Consider the following 22,739-nt stretch of genomic DNA (forward strand, 5'->3'; position numbering starts at 1 on the left):
TTGCGGGACCCCGCTGGTCTGGGGACCGCGACTCCCGGGCACTTGGTAACAACTTGCAACTTTACGCCCAGCCGGGTATCTCGACGCTGTCATTGTATTGCGGCTACACTTGAGCGCACTGTGACAAGGGGTAGCACATGAATCCGAATTTCCTCGAATTTGAACAACCTATTGCGGAACTGGAAGCCAAAATCGAGGAACTGCGACTCGTAGGCACCGGCAGCGAGGTCAGTATCTCCGACGAGATCGCCAAGCTGCAGGAGAAGGGGATCGCGCTTACCGAGAACATTTTCAGCAAGCTGAGCTCCTGGCAGATCTCGCAGCTTTCCCGGCATCCCAAGCGTCCCTACACGCTGGACTACGTCAAGCGAATCTTCGGCGACTTTGACGAACTGCACGGCGACCGCAGCTTTGCTGATGATCCGGCCATCGTTGGCGGCATTACCCGTCTGGACGACCGGCCGATCATGGTGATCGGCCACCAGAAGGGCCGGGAAGTGAAAGAAAAGGTACGCCGTAACTTCGGCATGCCCAATCCGGAAGGCTACCGCAAGGCGTTGCGCCTGATGGAGCTGGCGGAGCGGTTCCGGATGCCGATTTTCACCTTCATTGACACCCCGGGTGCCTTTCCTGGCATCGACGCGGAAGAACGCGGGCAGTCCGAGGCGATTGCTCGTAATCTGCGGGTGATGTCCCAGTTGAAAGTCCCGATCATCGCCACCGTGATTGGCGAAGGCGGTTCCGGCGGCGCGCTGGCCCTGGGCGTCTGCGACCACTTGCAAATGCTTCAGTACAGCACCTATGCGACGATTTCCCCGGAAGGCTGCGCCTCGATCCTCTGGCGCAGCGCCGAGAAGGCGCCGGAAGCGGCGGAAGCGATGGGGCTGACCGCCAACCGTTTGCATGAACTGGGCATCGTCGATGAAGTGGTGCAGGAGCCGCTGGGCGGCGCCCACCGTGATTACGACCAGGCCGCCGACGCCGTGCGCCGCTCCCTGACCGCCGCCCTCAACAGCCTTGACGCTCTGGAGCAGCCGGAACTGATTCAGCGCCGCTACGAGCGCCTGATGAGCTACGGCAACTTCATCAGCGACCCCGTGGATGAGTGATGTCCGACGCCGCCGTCCCCCGCGTGTCGGCGGCCCAGGCCCCGCCCGGGCCCCTGTTGCTGGCATTCAGCGGCGGTCTTGATTCTTCCCTGTTGCTGCACCTGCTGGTGGAGGCCGGTCTCGGTCCCCGCCTGCGGGCCCTGCACGTCAATCACCAATTGCAGGCACGGTCGGCGGACTGGGCGGTATTCTGCCGAACCCGGGCCGAGGCACTGGGCGTGCCGTTCGAGGAAGTCCGGGTCAACGTGCCGGCCGATGTGAATCTGGAAGCTGGCGCCCGTGCCGCCCGCTACCAGGCTCTGAGCGAACAGGCCGCCGGCGCCGCCGTGATCACCGCCCACCACCGTGACGACCAGGCCGAGACGGTGTTGCTGAACCTGCTGCGTGGCGCCGGCGTACAAGGGCTGGCGGCGATGTCCGAGCACTCCTCGCTGGATGGGCTGCGACTGTGGCGGCCGCTACTGGCATTCGGGCGGGCACAGCTGGAGCGCGAGGCTCGCCGCCGGGGCCTGGAGTGGGTGGAGGATCCCAGTAACACCGATATCAGTCTGCGCCGGAACCGGCTGCGTCACGAGATTCTGCCCCGCCTGGCCGCCACCTGGCCGGGCGCTCCGGCAATCCTGGCGCGCACCGCCGGGGTTATGGCCGATGCCGCCACCTTGCTGGACGAAAGGGCCGCCGAGGATGCCCGGGGGTTGGCGGCGGAGAGGGATCGATTACCCCTGGAGGGGCTGGCGGCGCTGAGCCGTGAACGTCGGGATAATGTACTGCGCTGGTGGCTGGATCAGGCGGGGGCGCCGCCGCCGTCCCTGGCCGTCACCGGGCAAATCCACGCTCTGCTGCGGGCGCCATCGGACCGGGAGGCCCGGGTGAGTTGGGGGGGGCGCACACTGCGTCGCTATCGCGGTGATCTCTACTTGCTCCGCGACCGTGACTTGCAGCCGCTCAGCCGGCCGCTGGACTGGCGGGACGGTCATCAGCCCCCGGATTCCGGTCTCTGGCGTCTGCTCCCAGGGGAGGGCGCGGTGACCGTGTGGGTACCGCCCGGTGACGTCCAACTGCGGCCTTTCGCGGGCGGTGAGCGTGTGCACCGTCACGGTCAGCATCAGCAGGTTTCGGAGTTGTGGCGCGTGGCCGGGGTGCCGCCCTGGCGTCGCCGCCAATGGCCGCTGCTGTATCAGGATGATGAATTGGTGTCGGTGCCAATGATCGGCGTCGCCGATGGCGTGGACCGGCACCGCTGCCGGCCGTGGCATTTACGGTGGTAGGCGGGCGCGGACGACGAAGCCGTTTGCTCGCTTGCCGTCTTTTACGTTTTTACCCGTTTTCGCGCTGCGACAGTGGTTCCCTGGCGGCAGCCGTTCTGTTACTATTTCGTCCCATCCTGACGTAGCCCAACTCCCTGATATTTCAGGAATACCGAGACCCGGCGGTACGTCCGTTCCAAGCCGAAACAGAACACACCTTTGCCCACCGCGGTGAGCAAAGGTATTTTTTTTGAGGTCATGCCATCCATGGCGACCTCCCTTCGGGCCATCGCTGGCACGATGTGAAAAATCGCTCCCGGCGATTTTTTGGTGTTTCGTTGGCGCTTTCTCACCTCCGGGGCTTGGGGCCTGGGGCAGGTTGTGGAAAGATCAGTGGCACGGTCGATGAATATGAAGTTGTCGGGACGGCTTGGGCACGTTCAATCCATGACTGATTCTGGTGGGTGCATGGCACGTTATATTTTTGTCACTGGCGGTGTGGTGTCTTCCCTGGGCAAGGGAATCACCTCGGCGTCCCTGGCCTCGTTGCTCGAGGCCCGTGGTCTGAAGGTCACTCTGATCAAGATGGACCCCTACATCAACGTGGACCCAGGCACCATGAGCCCCTATCAGCACGGGGAGGTGTTCGTCACCGAGGACGGCGCCGAAACCGACCTGGACCTGGGGCACTACGAGCGCTTTATCCGTGCCCGGCTCAGCCGCCGCAACAGCTTTACCACCGGCCGCGTCTACCAGGACGTGCTGGACAAGGAGCGTCGTGGCGAGTATCTGGGGGCCACCGTGCAGGTGATCCCGCACATCACCGACGAAATCAAACTGAAGATCCAGGAAGGGGCCGGTGACGCCGACGTGGCCATCGTCGAGATCGGCGGCACCGCCGGCGACATCGAGTCGTTGCCGTTCCTGGAAGCGGTGCGGCAGATGCGTGTGGAACTGGGTTCCAGCCGGTCCTTGTTGGTGCATCTGACGCTGGTGCCGTACATCGCCACCGCCGGCGAGATCAAAACCAAACCGACCCAGCATTCGGTGAAAGAGCTGCGTTCCATCGGTCTGCAGCCGGACATTCTGGTCTGCCGCGCCGATAATCCGATTCCGCAGAGCGCCCGTGAGAAGATCGCGCTGTTCACCAATGTGGAAGCCCGCGCGGTGATCTCCTCGCCGGACTGCAAGAGCATTTACCAGGTCCCGCGCGGCATGCACGAGCAGGGACTGGATGCCATCGTGGTGGAAAAATTCGGCCTTGATCTGCCGCAGCCGGACCTGTCCGAGTGGGACCGGGTGGTGGAAGCCCAGTTGCATCCCCAGCACGAAGTCACCATCGGCATGGTGGGCAAGTACGTGGAGCTGGCGGACGCCTACAAGTCGCTCAACGAAGCGCTGATGCACGCCGGCATCGCCACCCATGCGCGGGTCAACATCCGCTATATCGACGCCGAGGAGATCGAACGCAACGGCACCGGTGAGCTGGCGTCGGTGGACGCCATTCTGGTGCCCGGCGGCTTCGGCGACCGGGGCACCGAGGGCAAGATCGCGGCGATCCGCTATGCCCGGGAAAACAAGGTGCCCTATCTGGGTATTTGCCTCGGCATGCAACTGGCGTTGATCGAATACGCCCGCCACGTGGCCGGCCTGAAAGACGCCCATTCCACCGAATTGAGGCCGGATACCCCGCAACCGGTGGTGGCGCTGATTACCGAGTGGACGCGCGAGGATGGCAGCAAGGAGTTGCGTTCGGAAACCTCCGATCTGGGTGGTACCATGCGTCTGGGTGGCCAGGAATGCGTGCTGGAAGAGGATTCCGTGGCGGCCCGGTGCTACGGCCGTTCCGATATCGTTGAACGTCACCGGCACCGTTACGAGGTCAACAACAACTATCTGCCGCAATTGGAAGGCGCCGGTTTACGCATTGCCGGCCGTTCCCACGACGGCGAACTGGTGGAAGTGATCGAAGTGCCGGACCATCCGTGGTTCGTGGCCTGTCAGTTCCACCCGGAATTCACCTCCACGCCCCGCGACGGCCATGGTCTGTTCAAGGGATACGTGGAAGCGGCGCTGGCCCACAAGGAGAGTTAATCCGTGAGCAGCCAGATAACCATCCAGCTTGACGGTCTGCGCTTCGCCAACGATGCCCCGATGGCCTTGTTCGGCGGTATGAACGTGCTGGAATCCCGGGACCTGGCCCTGCAGGTGGCGGAGCAATACGCCCGGGTCACCGAAAAGCTGGGGATCCCCTGGGTGTTCAAGGCCAGCTTCGACAAGGCCAACCGTTCCTCCCTGCATTCCTTTCGTGGGCCGGGCATGGAAGAAGGGCTGAAGATCTTCGAGGAGATCAAACAGACCTTCCAGTGCCCGGTGATCACCGATGTGCACGAGCCTTATCAGGCGGCGCCGGTGGCGGAAGTGGCGGACATCATTCAACTGCCGGCGTTTCTCGCCCGGCAGACCGACCTGGTGGTGGCGATGGCAAAAACCGATGCCATCATCAACATCAAAAAGCCCCAGTTTCTGGCGCCCCAAGAGATGCGCCACATTCTGCACAAGTGCGAGGAAGCCGGTAACGACCAGCTGATCCTCTGTGAGCGGGGCTCCAGCTTCGGGTACAACAACCTGGTGGTGGACATGCTCGGCTTCGGCATCATGAAGACCTTCGGCTATCCGGTGTTCTTCGATGTCACCCATGCCCTGCAAATGCCCGGTGCCCGCAGCGACTCCGCCGGCGGCCGCCGCGCCCAGGTGGCGGAGCTGGCCCGTGCCGGTATCAGCCAGGGCATCGCCGGTCTGTTCCTGGAAGCCCATCCCGACCCGGACAACGCCAAATGTGATGGCCCCTGCGCCCTGCGTCTGGAACGCCTGGAGCCATTCCTGGCGCAGCTGCAAACCCTGGATAATACGGTCAAGGCATTCCCCGCCTTCGACAACGACTGAATTTGAAATTCTGGAGTAATTCTCCCATGTCCAAGATCGTCGACATCAAGGCCCGCGAAATTCTGGATTCCCGCGGTAACCCCACTATTGAAGCCGATGTGATTCTCGAATCCGGCGCCAGCGGCAGTGCCTGTGCCCCCAGTGGTGCCTCCACCGGCTCCCGCGAAGCACTGGAACTGCGTGACGGTGACAAAGACCGCTATCTGGGCAAGGGTGTGACCCGGGCCGTGGGCAACGTCAACTCCGAGATCCGCGAACTGCTGGTGGGCCGCGATGCCGTCGCCCAACGTGAATTGGATCAGTTGATGATCGATTCCGACGGCACCGACAACAAAGGCCGCCTCGGCGCCAACGCGATCCTGGCGGTGTCCCTGGCGACCGCCAAGGCCGCGGCGCAATTCCAGCAAAAGCCGTTGTACGAATACATCTCCGATCTGCAGGACGACGACAACGAGTACTCCCTGCCGGTGCCGATGATGAACATCATCAACGGTGGTGAGCACGCGGATAACAACGTCGATATTCAGGAATTCATGATCCAGCCGGTGGGCGCTCCCACCGTGGCCGAGGCCATCCGCTACGGCGCCGAGGTGTTCCACGCCCTCAAAAGCGTGTTGAAGCAACAGGGCCTGAGCACGGCGGTGGGTGACGAGGGCGGCTTCGCTCCGGACCTGCCCAGCAACGAAGCGGCCCTGGAAGCGATCATGAAGGCCATCGACCTGGCCGGTTACAAAGCCGGTGACGACATCACCCTGGCCCTGGACTGCGCCTCCAGCGAGTTCTACAAGGACGGCCAGTATGTGCTCGCCGGTGAAGGGCGCAGCATGGATGCCGCCGGTTTCAGTGATTATCTGGCCGAGCTGTGTGACCGTTATCCGATCATTTCCATCGAGGACGGCATGGATGAGTCCGACTGGGAAGGCTGGAAGATCCTGACCCAGACCCTGGGCAGCCGGGTTCAATTGGTGGGGGATGATCTGTTCGTCACCAACACCAAGATCCTCAAGCAGGGGATTGACCAGAACGTGGCCAATTCCATCCTGATCAAGTTCAATCAGATCGGTTCCCTGTCGGAAACTCTGGACGCCATCAAGATGGCCAAGGACGCCGGTTACACCGCGGTGATTTCCCACCGCAGCGGTGAGACCGCCGACACCACCATCGCTGATCTGGCGGTGGCCACCGCCGCCGGTCAGATCAAAACCGGTTCCCTGTGCCGCTCCGACCGAGTGGCCAAATACAATCGTCTGATCCGTATCGAAGAGGAATTGGGCCGTGCCGCCTACAAAGGCCGCAAAGAGTTCAAATTCCTGTGAGGAGCGACGGGCGGCCAGCGGCCGCCCGTGATGAGGATTGCCCATGAAACTGTCCCCGGCCCGCCAGGTCATGCTCGCCGTTCTGGCTTTGCTGCTGGTGGTACTGCAGGTGCGCCTGTGGTTCGGGGAGGGCAGCCTGCGCCATGTGGCGACCCTGAAAAAGGAGGTTCAGGCGCTCTCCGAACAAAACCACACGCTCAGTGAACGGAACCGCCTGATGGCGGCGGATGTACGTGATCTCAAGGAAGGCAGCGATGCGGTGGAGGAGCTGGCGCGCAAGGATCTGGGCATGATCCGTGACGGCGAGACCTTCTTCCTGATCCTGGAACCGGACACACCCCGTGACGACAAGCGTTAAGCCTTTCCCTTTGTACGCGGTGGTGCCCGCCGCCGGTGTCGGCGCGCGTATGGGCGCCAGCCTGCCCAAACAATATCTGACACTGGAAGGGCGCACCCTGGCGGAACATACCCTGCAGCGGCTGCTGGCGTTCGCGCCCTTGTCCGGTGTGGTGGTGGCGGTGGCTGAGGGCGACCCCTGGTGGCCGCGATTGTCGCTTAATGGATTGTCGCTCCAGGACCACCCGCGTATCCGCACCGTCACCGGCGGTGCCAGTCGCGCCGAGTCAGTGCGGGCCGGCCTCCAGGCGGTGCTGGAGCAGGCCCCGGACGCCTGGGCGTTGGTGCATGACATGGCCCGCCCTCTGGTGCGCCTGTCGGATATCCAGAAGCTGATCGACGGCGTCGGAGAGCAGGGCGGAATTCTGGCCTGCCCGGTGGTGGATACCATCAAGCGGGCGGACCCTGGTCAATGCATCGACGCCACCGTGGATCGCAGCCTGATCTGGCGGGCCCTGACCCCGCAATTGTTCCCGGCCGCGGCCCTGGCCGAGGCGCTGGCGGCGCCGGATGACGCCATCACCGACGAAGCGTCGGCCATGGAAGCGCGTGGCTGGCGGCCGAGGCTGGTGGCCGGAAACGCCGACAACATCAAGATCACGGTACCGGAAGACCTGCCGCTGGCACGCTTTTATCTGCGCCGCCAGGGACTGGACTCCGGCCAGGAGGAGTCATCATGAGCCTGCGTATTGGTCAGGGTTTCGACGTTCACGCCTTCAGTGATGACGGCGATCACGTTGTCCTCGGCGGTATCCGCATTCCCCATGAGCGTGGCCTGAAAGCTCACTCCGACGGCGACGTGGCGCTGCACGCGCTCAGCGATGCGCTGCTCGGCGCCCTGGCGCTGGGTGACATCGGCCATTATTTTCCGGACACCGATCCGCGCTGGAAAGGCGCGGACTCCGCCGTCTTGCTGAAAGCGGTGCTCAAGGATGTCACCGGTCGAGGCTGGCGGCCGCTGAATCTGGATCTGACCATCATCTGCCAGCAGCCGAAGATCGCTCCCCATGTGCAGGCCATGCGTGAACGTATCGCCGATCTAATGGGGCTGGCGCTGGACGCGGTGTCGGTGAAAGCCACCACCACGGAACGGCTGGGCTTCACCGGACGGGGCGAAGGTATCGCGGTGCAGGCGGTGGTGTTGCTTGAACGAGACTGAGTTGAATGGCGCCGTTTTGAACAACGGCGGCGCCCCGGCGCGGCCGCCGGCCCATGGCGCGCCGCTGGGGCGTGCCTTGATGCGGGAGCAGTTCGCTGACTTTCGCGTCGACGAGATCATGACAGTGACGCCGGAAGGAGAGGGCGAGCACCTCTGGCTGGAGATCGAGAAAACCGATTGGAACACCGAGGACGTGGCGTTGTGGCTGGCCCGGCAGGCCGGCATTCATCGTCTCTCGGTGGGCTACAGCGGGCTTAAGGACCGCCGCGCCATCACCCGCCAGTGGTTCAGTCTCCATCTGCCCGGCAAACCGGACCCTGACCTGGACTGTCCGCCGGGGGTGCGGCTGTTGCAGGCTCGCCGCCACCGGCGCAAGTTGAATCGCGGTACCCATCGCGCCAATGCTTTCCAGCTGTGCCTGCGTCAGGTCCAGGCGGATCCGGCGGCGCTGGCGGAGCGTCTGGCGTTGATCGCCCGCCTGGGCGTACCCAACTATTTCGGCGAGCAGCGCTTTGGCCGGGACGACAGTAACTGGCAGCGCGGACTGATCTGGCTGAGCGGAGAGGGCGAGGCGCCCCGCAAACGCACCTTGCGCGGCCTGTGGCTGTCGGCGGTGCGCTCGGGTCTGTTCAACGCGGTATTGGCGGAGCGGGTGCGCCGTGGCTGTTGGGACCGGCTGCTGGACGGCGACCTTTTGCAACCGGACGGCAGCCGTGGATTATTCGCCGCCGCCGATGAACCGGACGCCGAAACCCGTTTGAGTGCCGGAGAAGTTCATCCCACCGGGCCTTTGCCCGGCGCCGGGGGCATGGCATCATCGGGCGCTTGCCAAGTATTGGAACAGACCGTTCTGGCCCCCTGGGCCGCGGTCATCGAAGGATTGGCGGGGCAGGGCGTCGACGCGGCCCGCCGCGCCACCCGCCTGCCGGTGTCCGGCCTCGACTGGGACAGCAGGGACGATACCCTGTATTTATCTTTCCGCTTGCCGGCCGGGGCCTTCGCCACCACCGTGCTGGCGGAGTTGCTGGAGACTCGCGGGCCGGAACGGCGCTCGCGGGAAAGGCTTTGATATCAGGGGGGCGTCTGGCCCCATTGGGATTTTAGCAACATGACAGACCGACGAAGTGGGATTGGCATGACGTCCGCGCGTACCCGGGAACGGCTGATCAGCCGGCTAAGGGAATCGGGGATCACCGATGAACGGGTACTGGAAGCCATTCGCGCCACGCCACGGCATTTGTTCGTGGACGAGGCGCTATCCCATCAGGCCTATGACGATACCGCCCTGCCGATCGGCCACGGGCAGACCATTTCCCAGCCCTGGGTGGTGGCGCGCATGACCGAGCTGCTGATCGAGCAGGCGATTCCGGAGAAGGTGCTGGAGGTGGGAACCGGCTGCGGTTACCAGACCGCGGTACTGGCCGCTTTCGCCCGTCAGGTCTGTTCGGTGGAGCGGATCCGCCCTTTGCAGGATGCCGCCCGGCGACGGCTGCGTGAACTGGGACTGGCCAACCGGGTGCAGCTGCGCCATGCCGACGGCGGCTTCGGCTGGTCCTCGGCGGCCCCGTTCGATGGCATCCTGGTGACCTGCGCCCGTCCGGACATCCCCGAGGAACTGCTTGCCCAACTGGCCGAGGGAGGCCGTCTGGTGATGCCAGTGGGGGATCGCCAACAACGGCTGACCGTGGTGGATCGGCATGGCAACGAACTGGTGTCGCGGGCGCTGGACCCGGTGCGCTTCGTGCCCTTTCAGAGAGGCGTGCAATGACCGCTTTGTTTCGGCCCGGCGTCTACTGCCGGGGCATCGCCATGGGCGCGGCCGACGTGGTGCCCGGGGTTTCCGGTGGCACCCTGGCGCTGATCACCGGCATCTATGAGGAACTGATCGCCACTCTGGGCGGGGTTCGCCCCGGTCTGATCACGATCTGGCGACGGCAGGGATTTGCCGCGTTCTGGCGTGCCGGCAACTTCACTTTCCTGATTTCTCTGTTGGCGGGCATCCTCACCAGCATCGCCTTGCTGGCGCGCTTGATTACCTGGTTTCTGGAACACCATCCGGTACCGGTGTGGGCGTTCTTTTCCGGTTTGATTGCCGCCAGCATCCCGATGATTCTCAAGCCGCTGGTACGAAGAGGCCCTTCCCAATGGGCTACCTTCCTGGCCGGCACTCTGGCGGCGGTGGCGATTTCGCTGGCGCCGGGACTGCAGGGTGCCGGGGCCGGCCCGCTGGTGTTTTTCCTGGGTGGCGCCGTGGCTATCTGCGCGATGATTCTGCCGGGCATTTCCGGCAGTTTTATCCTTCTTTTACTCGGGCTTTATGAGCCGGTTCTGCAGGCGGTGCGTGACGGCCAGTGGTCATTGCTGGCTGCTTTCGCGGGCGGCTGCGCGGTGGGGCTGTTGAGCTTCGTGCATTTGCTGAAGTGGCTGTTGAGTCGTTACCACGACACAGTAATGGCGCTGCTTGGCGGCTTCATGGCCGGTTCGCTGGTCAAACTCTGGCCCTGGCGCATCGGTGACGAAAGTGGCCTCGGAGAGCATTGGCTGACGCCGCATCAATACGCTCAGGCCACCGGCGAAGGGACGCAAATTCTCATCGCCGTGCTTGCCGCTTTATTGGGAATGGCTGTGGTCTGGCTACTTTCCCTGGCCGCACCTGTGCATAATGTCGCCAAGGAGACGACCGACTAAAGGCTTCTACTTGCGCGTTCTGGTCTGGATAACTTTGACACTGTGGCTGGGCGGGTGTGCGGTAAGCAATCCGCCGCCGGTGGTTGACCTGTACGGCAAGTCATCCCGCTCCCAGCCGGTGACTTCCGGCAGCCATAAGGTGGCTCGCGGCGAGACCTTGTATTCGATTGCCTGGCGCTACGGCTGGGACTACAAGTCGCTGGCGCGCGCCAATGGCATCAAAGCGCCTTACACCATCTATCCCGGACAGGTGATCCGTTTCTCCTCCCGCGCCGCGGCAGCACCGAAAACCCGTCCACGCGGTACCGCCTCAAGCAGCAAACCGACGGCGAAGCCGGCCGCCAAACCGGTCGCCAAACCGGCCCCTCCAGCGACCCCGAAAGTGGTCAGCAACGTGCGTTGGCGCTGGCCGGCGGAGGGAGAGCTGGTGCAGCGCTTTTCCTCCGCTGGCAGCGGCCCTCGCGGTATCGCCATCGCCGGGCGTCGCGGTGCGTCGGTGGTGGCCGCGGCGGACGGGACGGTGGTGTATAAAGGGGTGGGGCTGACCGGTTACGGCAAGTTGCTGATCATCAAACATAATGATCGCTGGCTGAGCGCCTATGCTCACAACGATAACTTACTGGTGAAGGAGGGGGAGCAGGTGAAGTCCGGTCAGAAGATCGCCACCATGGGGTCCAGTGGCACCTTTCGCACCCAATTGCATTTCGAGATTCGCCGGGATGGACAGCCGGTGGACCCGCTTCCTCTGTTACCGAAGAAATCATGACCGATCATTCCCGCGCGTCCCATCGTTTATTGCTTCTCGCCGCCTCGGCTTCGGTGGCGGTGGCCATGGTGCTGATCGTGGTCAAGGCGCTGGCCTGGAGCGCCACCGGCTCGGTCAGCCTGCTGGCCTCGCTGGTGGATTCAGCGATGGACTCGCTGGCCTCGCTGGTCAACTTCGCCGCCATTCGCTATTCGCTGGTACCGCCGGATAAGGAACACCGCTTCGGACACGGCAAGGCGGAGGCGCTGGCCGGGCTGGGCCAGGCGGTACTGGTGGCGGGCTCGGCGGTGTTTCTGGGGCGGGAAGCGATCCTCAAAATGCTGGATCCACAACCGCTGGAAGCCACGGGGCTGGGTATCGGCGTGATGGTGTTTTCCATTGTCCTGACCGGCGCCCTGGTGATTTTTCAACGCTACGTGATCCGTCGCACCGGCTCCACCGCGATCCAGGCGGACAGCCTGCATTACTTCTCCGATCTGGCGGTGAACCTGGGCATTATCGCCACGCTGGTGATCGCCTGGTTCGGCTTCCCTGAGGCGGATGGCATCGTGGCGATGCTGATCGCGGTGTTCGTGCTGCGTTCCGCCTGGCAGATCGGCTGGGAGGCCAGTCAGCTGCTGCTGGACCGGGAGGTGGAAGGGGATACCCGAGATCGTATTGGCGCCATCGTCGGAGCCCATACCGAGGCGCTGGGATTCCATGATCTGCGCACTCGTCTTTCAGGGCGGACGCTGTTTATTCAATTGCATGTGGACATGGACCAAACCATGTCATTGCTCGATGCCCATGCCCTCGGCGAGCGCATTCGTTTGGACATCCGCAAGGCATTTCCCAACGCCGAGGTGATCATTCACCAGGACCCGGTGCCGGGAGCGCCCCGGGTGCCGGTGGATGAACGTCAGGACGTCTGACGCCAGGAAAGGCTTATCGCGGTTCAGGGAAAACCGGGGGGGCCAGCAGGGACAGCGGAGCCACGTTAGGCCTTTGCGGAAACGCCGTGAATACGTCCGTGTAGGCTCCCGGTCGAACGTCCGTGTTCGACAGGGTCCCGCAAAGGCCTAACGCGGCTCCGCTTCGAGGTAACCGGCGAGCGCAGGAGCCCTCACACCCTCAACTTCGGTTTCACACTGATCAGCAAGGCCGGCAACAATGTCAGGTTGCTGAGCAACGCCACCAGCATGGCCAGGCCGGTGAGCAGCCCGAAATAGACGGTGGGATTGAAGTTGGAAATCGCCAGGATCGAGAAGCCGGCGATGATCACCAGAGAGGTGTAGTACATCGCCTTGCCGATGGAGCCGTGGCAGCGGTACATGGTGGCCACATAATCGTTGTCTTTCGGCAATTCCTCATGGAAGCGGTGTATGTAGTGGATGGTGTCGTCCACGGCGATGCCGATGGTGATCGCGGTAATGGTGATGGTCATCAAATCCAGCGGCAGACCGATCCAGCCCATCAAACCCAGTACCAGCGCCGCGCTGACCAGGCTCGGCACCATGCTGATCAATGCCACCGGCAACGAGCGGAACAGGATCAGCAACATCACCATGATCGCCACGAACACATAGCCGAGGGTCTTGATCTGGGAATCGAACAGACTCTGCAGCATGTTGTTATAGAGCACCATGGCACCGGTGAGATGCACCTGCTCGGGCTGCAGGTCGAACTTCTCCAGCAGATCGCCGCGAATCTTCTTGAGCAGGTCATCGCGATTGAGATTCTTGTCTGAATCGATCACCCGCACACTGATGCGTACCTGGCGGCCGTCCTCGGACATGTATGGATTCACCAGCTGTGAACGCAGATCGTCGGGAATGAAGCTCGCCAGCAGCATCAACTGCATGTAACTGAGAGGGCCGCCATTGAGCTTTTCCGCTACCTGGTAAGTGGTGGCGATGGACAGCACCTTGCCGGTTTCCGGCAGGGACTTGAGATATTCCTCGATCTCGATCAACTGGCCCAGCCGGTGGGGGGTGTACCAGTAAGCGTCGCGCAGACGGCGTTCACCGGCGGAAGCCTGTTTGAACGGATCGCCGCCATCGTCGGCACCGAAGGGGTCGGCACTGAACGAGTCGGTACTGTCGGCGGCGAAAGGATCGCCCGCCTGATCCGTGCCGTCCGTGCCAAAGCCGTCGTCACCGGCGCTGAAAGGATCTTCGTCCGTCGCGCCAAAACCATCGTCGGACGCCGGCTCGGACGTGGCGGTGTGGTGGTCTTGTGTTTTGGGTTCCGGCCTCGGCGGCGCATCAATAATGATATCCAGCGGTGTGGTACCACCCAGTTTGCGGTCGATCTGCAGCATGCCCTGGTGGATTTCCGTGTCCTTCTGGAAGTAATCAATAAAGCGGTTTTCCACCGTCAGACGGCTCATCCCCCACACCGCCAGGGCGATGATCACCAGCGCTGCCAGCAGCAGTGGCAGCCGGCTTTTTTCGGTGATGGTGGCGAAGCCCAGTGTCAACTTGCGGGTCAGGTCGCTACCGCCGGGGGCAGTGCCGGGCTGCAATGGCAACAGCAGGGCCGGGAAGGCCAGGAAACACACCACCAGCGCCACCGCCAGACCAATGGTCATCATCCAGCCGAAGTCGATGACCGGGCGGATGTCGCTGATCACCAGGGACGAGAAACCGACCATGGTGGTCAGGATCATGTACACACAGGGCCGCATCATATGGGCGGCGGTTTCCCGTACCAGCCAGGCCTGGGTGGCCGAGGGGTTTTCTTCGTGCAGTTCCCGGTATCGCACGGTCAGGTGAATGGCGATGGACATGGTGATGATCAGCAACAACGAGATGTAGTTGCTGCTGATCACGGTGACCTTCCAGTCCATGAAGCCGAGCCAGCCGGTGACGATCAACACCGTGAGTCCGCAGCAGACCAGTGGCACCACCACCCAGCGGGGGCGGCGGAAAATCAGAAACAGGGCCAGGATCAGAAATACCAGAACGCCGATGCCGAAGATCTCCAGATCGGCGCGAATGAAGCTGACCATGTCACTGGCGATCATCGGCACACCGCCAAGGAACAGTCCCGCCTGATCGCGATACTGGTCCATGATGCCGCGCACCTGCTCGATACGCTGGGTGCTTTCCGCCTGCAGCTGGCTGCTGTAGTCGCTGAATTCCCGGGAGACCCTGTCCAGCCGCTCTTCTTCTTCGGTGCTGAGCGTGTCTTCGCGTCGCTTCTTGCGCAGTTCCGTACGTTGTGCCAGCAGGTCGCGGTAATGCTGATCGTCTTCCAGCGTCAGCAGCAGCGCGGTGGTGTTGCCGTCCCGGCTGACAAGCAGGTCCTGATAGAGAGGGTTTTCCTCGGTGAATTCCTTCTTCGCCAGGGCCAGGTCAGTGTCCGCTTCAAGCAGGGTACGGTAGCCGCTGGCCAGATCGGTGAATTCCACCTGCGGGCTGAACAGCAGCGGCACATCCAGCATGCTGTAAACCGAGGCCACCCGATCCACTTTCTTCAGACTGTCCTGCAGTCGTGACAGGTGTTCCAGGGTATCGCGCTGGAACAGAGGGCGATCCTTGGGGGTGTAGGTGACCACCAGGAAATCGCTACCGCCATAGCGCTTGGCGATACCACGGTAGTACTGCAACGCCTGGTCGTTCTCCAGCACCAGAGAATCCGCCGAGGCGTCCAGTTTGAAGTGTCGTGCCTGCCAGGCGGCGGTGGCGCTCACTAAAGCCACGATCAGCAGCCAGAACAGTGGATGGCGCAGCACCACCCGGCAATAGCTCAAGAACAGTCGATGGGTCATGGAACCTCTCGGACCGGTTATTATTAACAGGCTCTAAAACATCGCCGCGAATTCGGCGGCGAAACGGCGATCAAAGCGATGAATCAGTTTGCCGAAGGGGAGTGTAAGCAATGTCAGGGCGCCCTCGGACCACTCTTCCTGATGCAACCGGCAGCCACCTTCATCGTCGTCAATGAAGGAAAAGCGGTGCTGAATCCTCGCCAGCGGCAACGACAGTCCCCAACTGATGCGCTCGTTTTCGACCACTTCCAGCACTTTTACCGCCACCGGCGCGGGGGGCAGGCCGGGCAGGTCGATAACGAACAGCAGGGTGGCGCCGGGGCGCCAGCCGCCGAACAATCTGGCATAGCGAACCACCGAACACCAGTCGGGCCAGTCTTCCACCCGGGTGAACAGGGAGAAAGCCTGACGGCGGGAAGCGGCGGTGTCGGTGACGTCGTCGATGAAATAGCGTTTCAGCATGGCGGGCTCGTCAGGGTTTGCGCCAAGATTACCCGTCGCGATGGATCACGGCCAGTTCAGTGCCGAGGCGAATCGGGCCATTATCCACTGGAAGCTTGACCGAAGGCCGCGTCCTGCCTAGCGTGAACAAAAAATCATAGGGAATGATTGTTGATGTCGCTTGCGACGGCCCGTAGGGGAGATGGCGGTCATAAAAAATAACAAAGGCGAAAGCCACTACGTAAGGAAACCACATGGCGAGCAAATTGTTCCCGGCATCCAACCTGCCGGCGTTAATGGAGATCGCACTGCGCAGCCGCCTGGACGTGCAGGCGTTGTTTCAGAAAGCCGGGATCGACGCGGACATGGTCGGGCGCGCGGAGTGCTATGTGCGCGTGGAGCAGATCGATACCGTGCTCAGCACCGCGTTCGCCGAAACCCGGGATCCGCTCTTTGGTCTGCATGTGGGCAGAGACAACCACTACGGCAATCTGGACATCATTGGTAACCTGATGGCGGCTTCCGCGTCCCTGGATCAGGGGCTGGCGCTGCTGTTCCGCTACAAGGACCTGTTGGTGCCGTACCTGGGGTTCGCCCTGCGCCACGAACCCGATGCCGTGGCCCTGGAAGTGTTCCCGCATTATCCGGATTTGGAGTTTACCCAGACCCGCACTCACAACGAATTGGTGGTGGCCACCATCGTCGCCATTGGCCGCTCCCTCACCGGTGGGCGTTTCCCGGTACGGGAGGCGGCCTTCCGCCATCCGGCCCCGCCACCGCCACAACTGAATGAATACCGTGCCTTCTTTCAATGTCCGCTGGTCTTCGAGGCTCCCTGTAATGCCGTGCTGTTCGATGAAGCGGCGTTGACCTCGCCGCTGCCCGGTGCCTATCCGGATTATCGGCGCCGTCTGGAACGCGCCGCGGATCGACTGCTTGGCGCGTTGACCCGGGCGGCGGCGGTGAGTCTACAGGTGCGTGAGCGGCTGTATGAAACTCTGGGACAAGGCGCCTGGTCGGTGGAGAAGGTGGCTTCCTCATTGAACATGACCACCCGTACGCTGCAGCGACGACTGCGTCAGGAGGGGCTGCGCTTCGCCGATTTGCGCGACCAGGTGCGGCACGAGCACGCCTGCCGTAAACTGGTGGAACCGTGCTGTGACATGCAGCAACTGACCCAGGATCTGGGCTTTTCGGATATCGCCAATTTCTACCACGCTTTTCGCCGCTGGCAGGGGTGCGCGCCGGGGGAATACCGGCGCCGGCAATTAACCGAACGGGCCCGCAACGAACGGATGGCGATCCATCAAATGGAGCGCTGAAACGGCATCGCAAGCATGACTTCAGAGGTGGCTACGAAGCCACTGTGGGAGCTTGCCTGCAAGCGAATGGGGCTCTCGGCTCACACGGGATTCGCTTGCAGGCAAGCTCCCACAGCGGCTTTATCACGTGGATCGACAGCCCGAACGCTTATGATCGATATCGACACCGCCGCCCGGGAACTGGAAATACTGTGGTCGTTGCCCGGCCGGGACTGCCGGCTGCAACCGCTTGGGCAAAGCGGTGCCGGGCTCACCGCGATCATCCATACCCCGGCGCAGCGCTTCTTCCTCAAATGGATGAGCGATGGCGACCCGCTGGAGGCCGAACAGGACGGGCTGACCCGGCTGGCGCCAGTGGTGAGAGTGCCGGGCTGGCGTTACCTCGGCCCACTGGCGGGCGGCCAGGCTCTGATTCTGGAATGGCTGGAACTGGGGCAGTCCCTGTCCCATGGACAATGGCGGGAGCTGGGCGAGCTGCTGCGGCGTCTGCATTCCGTGCCCGGTGAACAGTTCGGTTATCACCGTGATAACTGGATCGGCGCCAGCCGCCAATACAATGCACCGTCGCCGGATTGGGCCACCTTCTTCGTCAACCAACGGCTGGCGCCACAATGGCGCTGGGCCTGTCAGCGCGGGCTGCCGGCGGCGGAGGCGGGCCAGGTGGAAGCGGTGATGGCGCTGGCCATGGACTGGCTCTCCGAAGTGACGGTGACGCCGTCGCTGGTGCATGGCGATCTGTGGTCCGGCAACCTGGGCACGCTCACCGACGGCACCGTGGTGCTGTTCGATCCGGCGGTGTACTACGGCCACGGGGAGGTGGATCTGGCCATGCTGGAATTGTTCGGTCCGGTGCCGGAAGAATGTCATCGCGGTTATGGTATCGACCCTCACGATCCCGCCGTGGTGCAGCGCAAGACGCTCTATAACCTGTATCATCTGCTCAACCACTTTGTGCTGTTCGGTGGCGGCTACCTCAATGCCATCACCCGCAGCTGTCGGACCCTGCTGTCCTACTGACAGCGCGATCCATGATGCCTTGTTGATGGTGTTGAGCTTTGACTCCCATTCGTATTGTCGCTGATGAAAACATGCCGGGGCTGGCGCCCTTTGAAGCGCTCGGGACGGTGCGCCGTGTGGACGGCCGCCGCCTTACCCGGATCGACCTTGCCGACACCGAGGTGTTACTGGTGCGCTCCGTTACCCGGGTGGACCGGGTGCTGCTGGAGGGCACCCCGGTGCGTTTCGTCGGCTCCGCCACCATCGGCACCGATCACGTGGACCGGGCGGCGCTCAAGGCCATGGGCGTGGCCTTCGCCCATGCGCCGGGTTGCAACGCCCGGGCGGTGGCGGAGTATGTGCTGCAGGCGCTGTTGCTGGCCTGCCGGGAACAGGGCAGGACCTTGCGCGACAGCAGCGTGGGCATTGTCGGCCTGGGGAACGTGGGCAGCCGGGTGGCGCAGTGGCTGAGCGCCCTTGGGGTAACGGTCCTGGCCTGTGATCCGCCGCTGCAACGGGCCGGAGCCGATACCGTGGTGCCGCTGACCGACCTGGATACGGTGCTGGCGGCGGATCTGGTCACCCTGCACGTGCCGCTGACTCGCCAGGGGCCGGATGCCACCTTCCATATGCTCGACCGCGAGCGCTTGTTGCGTCTCGGCCCGCGGCAAACGCTGCTCAGTACCTGCCGGGGCGCGGTGATCGACAACCAGGCGCTGCGGGAGAGACTGGCGGACGCCAACGCGCCGCTGGTGCTGCTGGACGTCTGGGAGGGGGAGCCGCGAATCGATGCCGGGCTGCTGGCGCGGGTGCGTCTTGGTTCCCCGCATGTGGCCGGTTACAGCGTGGAAGGGAAGTGGCTGGGCACCACCATGCTCCACCAGGCCTTCCGTTTGTGGCGGGGGGAAAGCGCGGGAGTTCCGGTGATGGACGGGGAGCGGCCGATACAGGAACACCCGGTGGCGGACGAGGATGACCTGCTGGCGTTGTTACAGCGGGCCTACCGGATTGACGACGACGATCGCCGTCTGCGTGCCAGCGTCGATGAAACCGACCCGGGGAGGGCGTTCGATGCCTTGCGGCGCGACTATCCGCCGCGCCATGAACTGCACCACTGGCGTCACCGTGGTGAGGTGGCGCCGGCGCTGAGCGCCTTGCTCAGCCTGCTTTTCGATCCGCCTGGCGCGGGTAGCGCCATGCCTGCTCCAGCTCTCGACAGGCCTTGAGAATCATCGCTTCGGTGATCGGAATCTCGCGTCCCTGTTCGTCCACCAGGGCGGCGTCGTTGAAATCTCCGGATCCCGGCGAGCGGGAGAGGGAAGTGCGGCTCATGGTAGTCTCTCCGTTAATCCGACCCTCCATGGAGGGCTGACCTTTGGGTTCGGGGTGATCTCCCCCGGCACGGCCATTCTTGTTGTTGGATATGATGATTTTATGACGATGGACGAAAAATCCCCGCTAACCGTGGGGGTACTGGTCAATCCGTTCGCCGGCATCGGCGGTGCCGTCGGCCTGAAAGGCAGTGACGGTGCCGAAACCCGTGCCGAGGCGCTGCGCCGGGGCGCGCGGCCGATGGCGGTGGAGCGCATGACTCGGGCCCTGCAAGCGCTGGGACCGGCGGCGCGGCCGCTGCGCTGGTTGACCTGGGGCGGCGACATGGGCGAACACAGCTGTCGGGACGCCGGTCTCCAGGCGGAGATCGTGGGGCAATCGCCGCCGGCCAGCGAAGCCGAGCATAGCCGTGAGGCGGCGGCGGCTCTGGTGACGGCGGGTGTCGACCTGCTGCTGTTCGCCGGTGGTGATGGCACCGCCCGGGATCTGGTGGACGCGGTGGGGCAGCGCATCCCGGTGTTGGGCGTGCCGGCCGGCTGCAAAATGCATTCGGCGGTGTATGCGGTGAACCCGGAAGCCGCCGGCCATTTGCTGGCGGATATGCGCGACGGTGGGCTGGTGGCGCTGCGGGAAGCGGAGGTCCGTGACATCGACGAAGAGGCGTTCCGCCACGGCGAGGTCCGTGCCCGTTACTATGGCAGCTTGATGGTGCCGGAAGAGGGGCGTTACCTGCAGCAGGTGAAATGCGGCGGCCGCGAAGTGGAGGACCTGGTGGTCACCGAAATCGCCGCCTGGATCATCGACACTCTGGAGGATGACGTCTATTACCTGGTCGGTTCCGGTTCCACCTTGGCGGTGGTGATGGAACAACTGGGGCTGCCGAACACGCTGCTCGGGGTGGATATCATCCGCAATGGCGAGATAGTGGCGGCGGATGTGGGCGCCGAAGCGATTCTGGAGTGTATCGGCGAAGCGCCGGCGCGAGCGCTGCTGACCGTGATCGGTGGTCAGGGACACTTGTTTGGCCGTGGCAATCAGCAGTTCAGCCCGGCGGTGATCCGCCGTCTCGGTAAGGACCGCGTCCAGATCCTCGCCAGCCGGGGTAAGCTGGCCACTCTGGAAGGGCGTCCATTGCTGGTGGACACCGGTGACGCCGAGCTGGATCAGGAACTGTGCGGACTGTGGCCGGTGACCAGCGGCTATGAGGATACGTTACTATATCGGGTGGCGCTGGACGCCGGTGAGAAATAGCGGCCCGCGTGTACGCAACATCGGAACGTTATTCGCGAGCAAGCGGAGCGCCGACCGGCTCGCTTCCCACGGCGGCTTCGAAGTCCCTCTGTGGGAAGCTGCTTTAGCAGCGATGGCGTGCCAGCGTGTTGCGTGTAAGCGCTTTTCAAAACAAAGAGGATTTAGATGATGGCTTCCCTGGCGGATCAGGTGATCTGGATTACCGGCGCCTCTTCCGGTATCGGTGAGGCGCTGGCAGCGGAATACGCCCGCTACGGCGCCCGGCTGGTGTTGTCCGCCCGGCGACGGGAGGAATTGGAGCGGGTGCGCGACGCCTTGGTGAACGCCGACCAGCATCTGGTGTTGCCGCTGGATCTGACCGACATTGATGCCATGCCGGCGGCGGTGGAGCAGGTCATGGCCCGCTTCGGGCGGCTGGATCAGGTGGTGCACAACGGCGGCATCTCCCAGCGTTCGCTGGTGCGTGACACCGGCGTGGCGGTGGATCAGCGCATCATGGCGGTGAATTACTTCGGCGCGGTGGCGCTGACCAAGGCGGTGTTGCCGGTGTTCCGGGCGGCCAAAGCCGGCCGTTTCGTGGTGGTGACCTCGCTGGTGGGGGAGCTGCCGACCCCGCTGCGTTCCGCCTACAGCGCCAGCAAACACGCCCTGCACGGTTTCTTCGAGGCGCTGCGGGCGGAAGAGTACGATGAAGGTATCCGGGTCACCCTGGTCATGCCCGGTTTCATCCGTACCCAGGTGTCGGTTAACGCGCTGGTGGGTGACGGCTCCGCCCAGGGCACCATGGACGCGGCCCAGGAGCAGGGCCTGGCCGCCGAGGAGTGCGCCCGGCGGGTGGTGGAGGCCGTGCAGCGTGGCCGCGATCAGGTTATCATCGCCGGCCGCGAGCGCATGGGCGTGTATCTGAAACGATGGTGCCCACCGTTGTACCGCCGCCTGATCCGCAAGATCAAAGTCACCTGACCCCTTACTCACCAACCCGCAGAGCCCGTTCAGAGGTTGCCATGGCAAGCGTCACCGACAGTCTCGATGCCAAGCATCGCACTCACTTCAACAAGCTGCATAAGAAGTTGCGGCGGGAAGTGGGCAAGGCCATCGCTGATTACAATATGATCGCTGACGGCGACAAGGTGATGGTGTGTCTGTCCGGCGGCAAGGATTCCTACACCATGCTGGAGATTCTGCGCAATCTGCAGCTTTCCGCACCGGTCAACTTCGAGCTGGTGGCGGTGAATCTGGATCAGAAACAACCGGGTTTCCCGGAGCACGTACTGCCGGACTACCTGGAGAAGGAAGGGGTGTCTTATCACATCCTGGAGAAGGACACTTATTCCATCGTCAAGGAGAAGGTGCCGGAAGGAAAAACCACCTGTGGGCTCTGTTCACGGCTGCGACGGGGCAGTCTGTATGGGTTTGCGGAGGAGATCGGCGCCAACAAGATCGCCCTGGGCCACCACCGTGACGACATCGTCGAGACCCTGTTCCTGAACATGTTCTTCGGCGGCAAGATGAAAGCCATGCCGCCGAAGTTGCGCAGCGACGACAACAAGAACGTGGTGATCCGCCCGCTGGCCTACTGCCGGGAAAAGGACATCGTGCGCTTCGCCCGCTACAGGGATTTTCCGATCATCCCCTGTAACCTGTGCGGTTCCCAGGAGAATCTGCAGCGCCAGACCATCAAGGAAATGCTCAACAACTGGGATCGTGAGCATCCCGGCCGTATCGAGAGCATCTTTTCCGCGATTCAGAATATTGCCCCCTCCCAACTGGCGGACACCCGCCTGTTTGACTTCGAACACCTGGAAGACGGCGTGCAGCGCGCAGGGCAGCAGGCCCATCGTCTGGATGTGGTCAATTTGTTCGGCGGCCATTGAACGGGCTGACCGGTGCGTCACGCCGGAAACGGTTGATGGCATGAATCATGGCGGTGTTTCGGGTAAAATGCCGCCGCTTTCCGGCCTCTGGGCCTCGCGCACCGCGCCGCCCGGGCCTTGTTTTCGACTCGACCAGAAGGTAGGA

22 protein-coding genes are annotated in these 22,739 nt (G+C 63.2%); 19 read left to right on the top strand and 3 right to left on the bottom strand.

Annotated features, from left to right (window positions below):
* Positions 1–137: 137 nt before the first annotated feature.
* From accA to MA04_RS09780, 13 genes are all read left to right on the top strand, one after another.
* Positions 138–1,109, top strand: coding sequence for an acetyl-CoA carboxylase carboxyl transferase subunit alpha (gene accA, locus MA04_RS09720; protein ID WP_014994284.1), 972 nt, complete (start codon positions 138–140; stop codon positions 1,107–1,109).
* Positions 1,109–2,377 carry a tRNA lysidine(34) synthetase TilS gene (tilS, locus tag MA04_RS09725; protein ID WP_262460267.1) on the top strand — a complete coding sequence of 423 codons (1,269 nt, stop codon included), beginning with the start codon at positions 1,109–1,111 and terminating at the stop codon, positions 2,375–2,377. The genes accA and tilS overlap by 1 nt, the downstream gene beginning before the upstream one ends.
* Before the next feature lie 447 nt (positions 2,378–2,824).
* On the top strand, positions 2,825–4,450 hold the full coding sequence (locus MA04_RS09730; protein ID WP_262460268.1) for a CTP synthase: 1,626 nt from the start codon (positions 2,825–2,827) through the stop codon (positions 4,448–4,450).
* A 3-nt stretch (positions 4,451–4,453) separates the two neighbouring features.
* Complete coding sequence (gene kdsA / locus MA04_RS09735; RefSeq protein WP_262460269.1) at positions 4,454–5,302, top strand: 3-deoxy-8-phosphooctulonate synthase; 849 nt, start codon at positions 4,454–4,456, stop codon at positions 5,300–5,302.
* 26 nt (positions 5,303–5,328) lie between these two features.
* Positions 5,329–6,618, top strand: coding sequence for a phosphopyruvate hydratase (gene eno / locus MA04_RS09740; RefSeq protein WP_014994289.1), 1,290 nt, complete (start codon positions 5,329–5,331; stop codon positions 6,616–6,618).
* Between the two features lie 43 nt (positions 6,619–6,661).
* The gene (locus MA04_RS09745; protein WP_014994290.1) at positions 6,662–6,976 is read left to right on the top strand and encodes an FtsB family cell division protein; all 315 of its coding nucleotides are present in this window, start codon (positions 6,662–6,664) and stop codon (positions 6,974–6,976) included.
* A complete protein-coding gene (ispD, locus tag MA04_RS09750; protein ID WP_262460270.1) occupies positions 6,960–7,694 on the top strand; it encodes a 2-C-methyl-D-erythritol 4-phosphate cytidylyltransferase in 735 nt (244 codons plus the stop codon). The genes MA04_RS09745 and ispD overlap by 17 nt, the downstream gene beginning before the upstream one ends.
* Positions 7,691–8,173: a 2-C-methyl-D-erythritol 2,4-cyclodiphosphate synthase gene (ispF, locus tag MA04_RS09755; RefSeq protein ID WP_022994553.1), complete on the top strand. Its 483-nt coding sequence runs from the start codon at positions 7,691–7,693 to the stop codon at positions 8,171–8,173. Before ispD ends, ispF begins: the two co-directional genes overlap by 4 nt.
* Positions 8,160–9,242 (top strand): tRNA pseudouridine(13) synthase TruD, encoded by a 1,083-nt coding sequence (gene truD / locus MA04_RS09760; RefSeq protein WP_262460271.1) that lies wholly within the window; start codon positions 8,160–8,162, stop codon positions 9,240–9,242. Before ispF ends, truD begins: the two co-directional genes overlap by 14 nt.
* A gap of 39 nt (positions 9,243–9,281) precedes the next feature.
* Entirely contained in the window at positions 9,282–9,941 is a 660-nt protein-coding gene (locus tag MA04_RS09765) for a protein-L-isoaspartate(D-aspartate) O-methyltransferase (protein ID WP_262460272.1), read from the top strand.
* Complete coding sequence (locus MA04_RS09770) at positions 9,938–10,861, top strand: DUF368 domain-containing protein (protein ID WP_014994295.1); 924 nt, start codon at positions 9,938–9,940, stop codon at positions 10,859–10,861. Before MA04_RS09765 ends, MA04_RS09770 begins: the two co-directional genes overlap by 4 nt.
* A gap of 34 nt (positions 10,862–10,895) precedes the next feature.
* Positions 10,896–11,627 carry a peptidoglycan DD-metalloendopeptidase family protein gene (locus tag MA04_RS09775; protein WP_262460274.1) on the top strand — a complete coding sequence of 244 codons (732 nt, stop codon included), beginning with the start codon at positions 10,896–10,898 and terminating at the stop codon, positions 11,625–11,627.
* A complete protein-coding gene (locus MA04_RS09780) occupies positions 11,624–12,538 on the top strand; it encodes a cation diffusion facilitator family transporter (RefSeq protein ID WP_014994297.1) in 915 nt (304 codons plus the stop codon). The genes MA04_RS09775 and MA04_RS09780 overlap by 4 nt, the downstream gene beginning before the upstream one ends.
* 191 nt (positions 12,539–12,729) lie before the next feature.
* On the opposite strand, the gene MA04_RS09785 is transcribed toward MA04_RS09780, so the two are convergent.
* Together MA04_RS09785 and MA04_RS09790 are read right to left on the bottom strand one after the other, a co-directional pair.
* Entirely contained in the window at positions 12,730–15,378 is a 2,649-nt protein-coding gene (locus MA04_RS09785; RefSeq protein ID WP_262460275.1) for an efflux RND transporter permease subunit, read from the bottom strand.
* Positions 15,379–15,411: 33 nt separating this feature from the next.
* Entirely contained in the window at positions 15,412–15,840 is a 429-nt protein-coding gene (locus MA04_RS09790) for an SRPBCC family protein (RefSeq protein ID WP_014994299.1), read from the bottom strand.
* A gap of 233 nt (positions 15,841–16,073) precedes the next feature.
* On the opposite strand from MA04_RS09790, the gene MA04_RS09795 reads away from it, so the two are divergent.
* The 3 genes from MA04_RS09795 to MA04_RS09805 all read left to right on the top strand — a co-directional run bounded on the left by MA04_RS09795 (position 16,074) and on the right by MA04_RS09805 (position 19,363).
* Positions 16,074–17,141: an AraC family transcriptional regulator gene (locus tag MA04_RS09795; RefSeq protein ID WP_163127314.1), complete on the top strand. Its 1,068-nt coding sequence runs from the start codon at positions 16,074–16,076 to the stop codon at positions 17,139–17,141.
* Between the two features lie 150 nt (positions 17,142–17,291).
* Positions 17,292–18,158 (top strand): fructosamine kinase family protein, encoded by an 867-nt coding sequence (locus tag MA04_RS09800; protein WP_262460276.1) that lies wholly within the window; start codon positions 17,292–17,294, stop codon positions 18,156–18,158.
* 38 nt (positions 18,159–18,196) lie between these two features.
* Complete coding sequence (locus tag MA04_RS09805; protein WP_262460277.1) at positions 18,197–19,363, top strand: 4-phosphoerythronate dehydrogenase; 1,167 nt, start codon at positions 18,197–18,199, stop codon at positions 19,361–19,363.
* On the opposite strand, the gene MA04_RS09810 is transcribed toward MA04_RS09805, so the two are convergent.
* Positions 19,296–19,469 (bottom strand): PA1571 family protein, encoded by a 174-nt coding sequence (locus MA04_RS09810; RefSeq protein ID WP_167321212.1) that lies wholly within the window; start codon positions 19,467–19,469, stop codon positions 19,296–19,298. The two genes, MA04_RS09805 and MA04_RS09810, sit on opposite strands and share 68 nt — an antisense overlap.
* A 108-nt stretch (positions 19,470–19,577) precedes the next feature.
* Here MA04_RS09810 and MA04_RS09815 point away from each other — a divergent pair, with 108 nt between their 5' ends.
* The 3 genes from MA04_RS09815 (at position 19,578) to ttcA (ending at position 22,594) form a co-directional block, all read left to right on the top strand.
* Entirely contained in the window at positions 19,578–20,720 is a 1,143-nt protein-coding gene (locus MA04_RS09815) for an ATP-NAD kinase family protein (RefSeq protein WP_262460322.1), read from the top strand.
* Between the two features lie 165 nt (positions 20,721–20,885).
* Positions 20,886–21,683, top strand: coding sequence for an SDR family oxidoreductase (locus MA04_RS09820; protein ID WP_014994304.1), 798 nt, complete (start codon positions 20,886–20,888; stop codon positions 21,681–21,683).
* Positions 21,684–21,724: 41 nt separating this feature from the next.
* Positions 21,725–22,594, top strand: a complete 870-nt coding sequence (gene ttcA / locus MA04_RS09825; RefSeq protein ID WP_262460278.1) for a tRNA 2-thiocytidine(32) synthetase TtcA — start codon at positions 21,725–21,727, stop codon at positions 22,592–22,594.
* Positions 22,595–22,739: the final 145 nt, after the last annotated feature.

Origin of the sequence: Alloalcanivorax balearicus MACL04 (assembly GCF_025532145.1) — a bacterium.
GTDB classification, from domain to species: Bacteria; Pseudomonadota; Gammaproteobacteria; order Pseudomonadales; family Alcanivoracaceae; genus Alloalcanivorax; species Alloalcanivorax balearicus.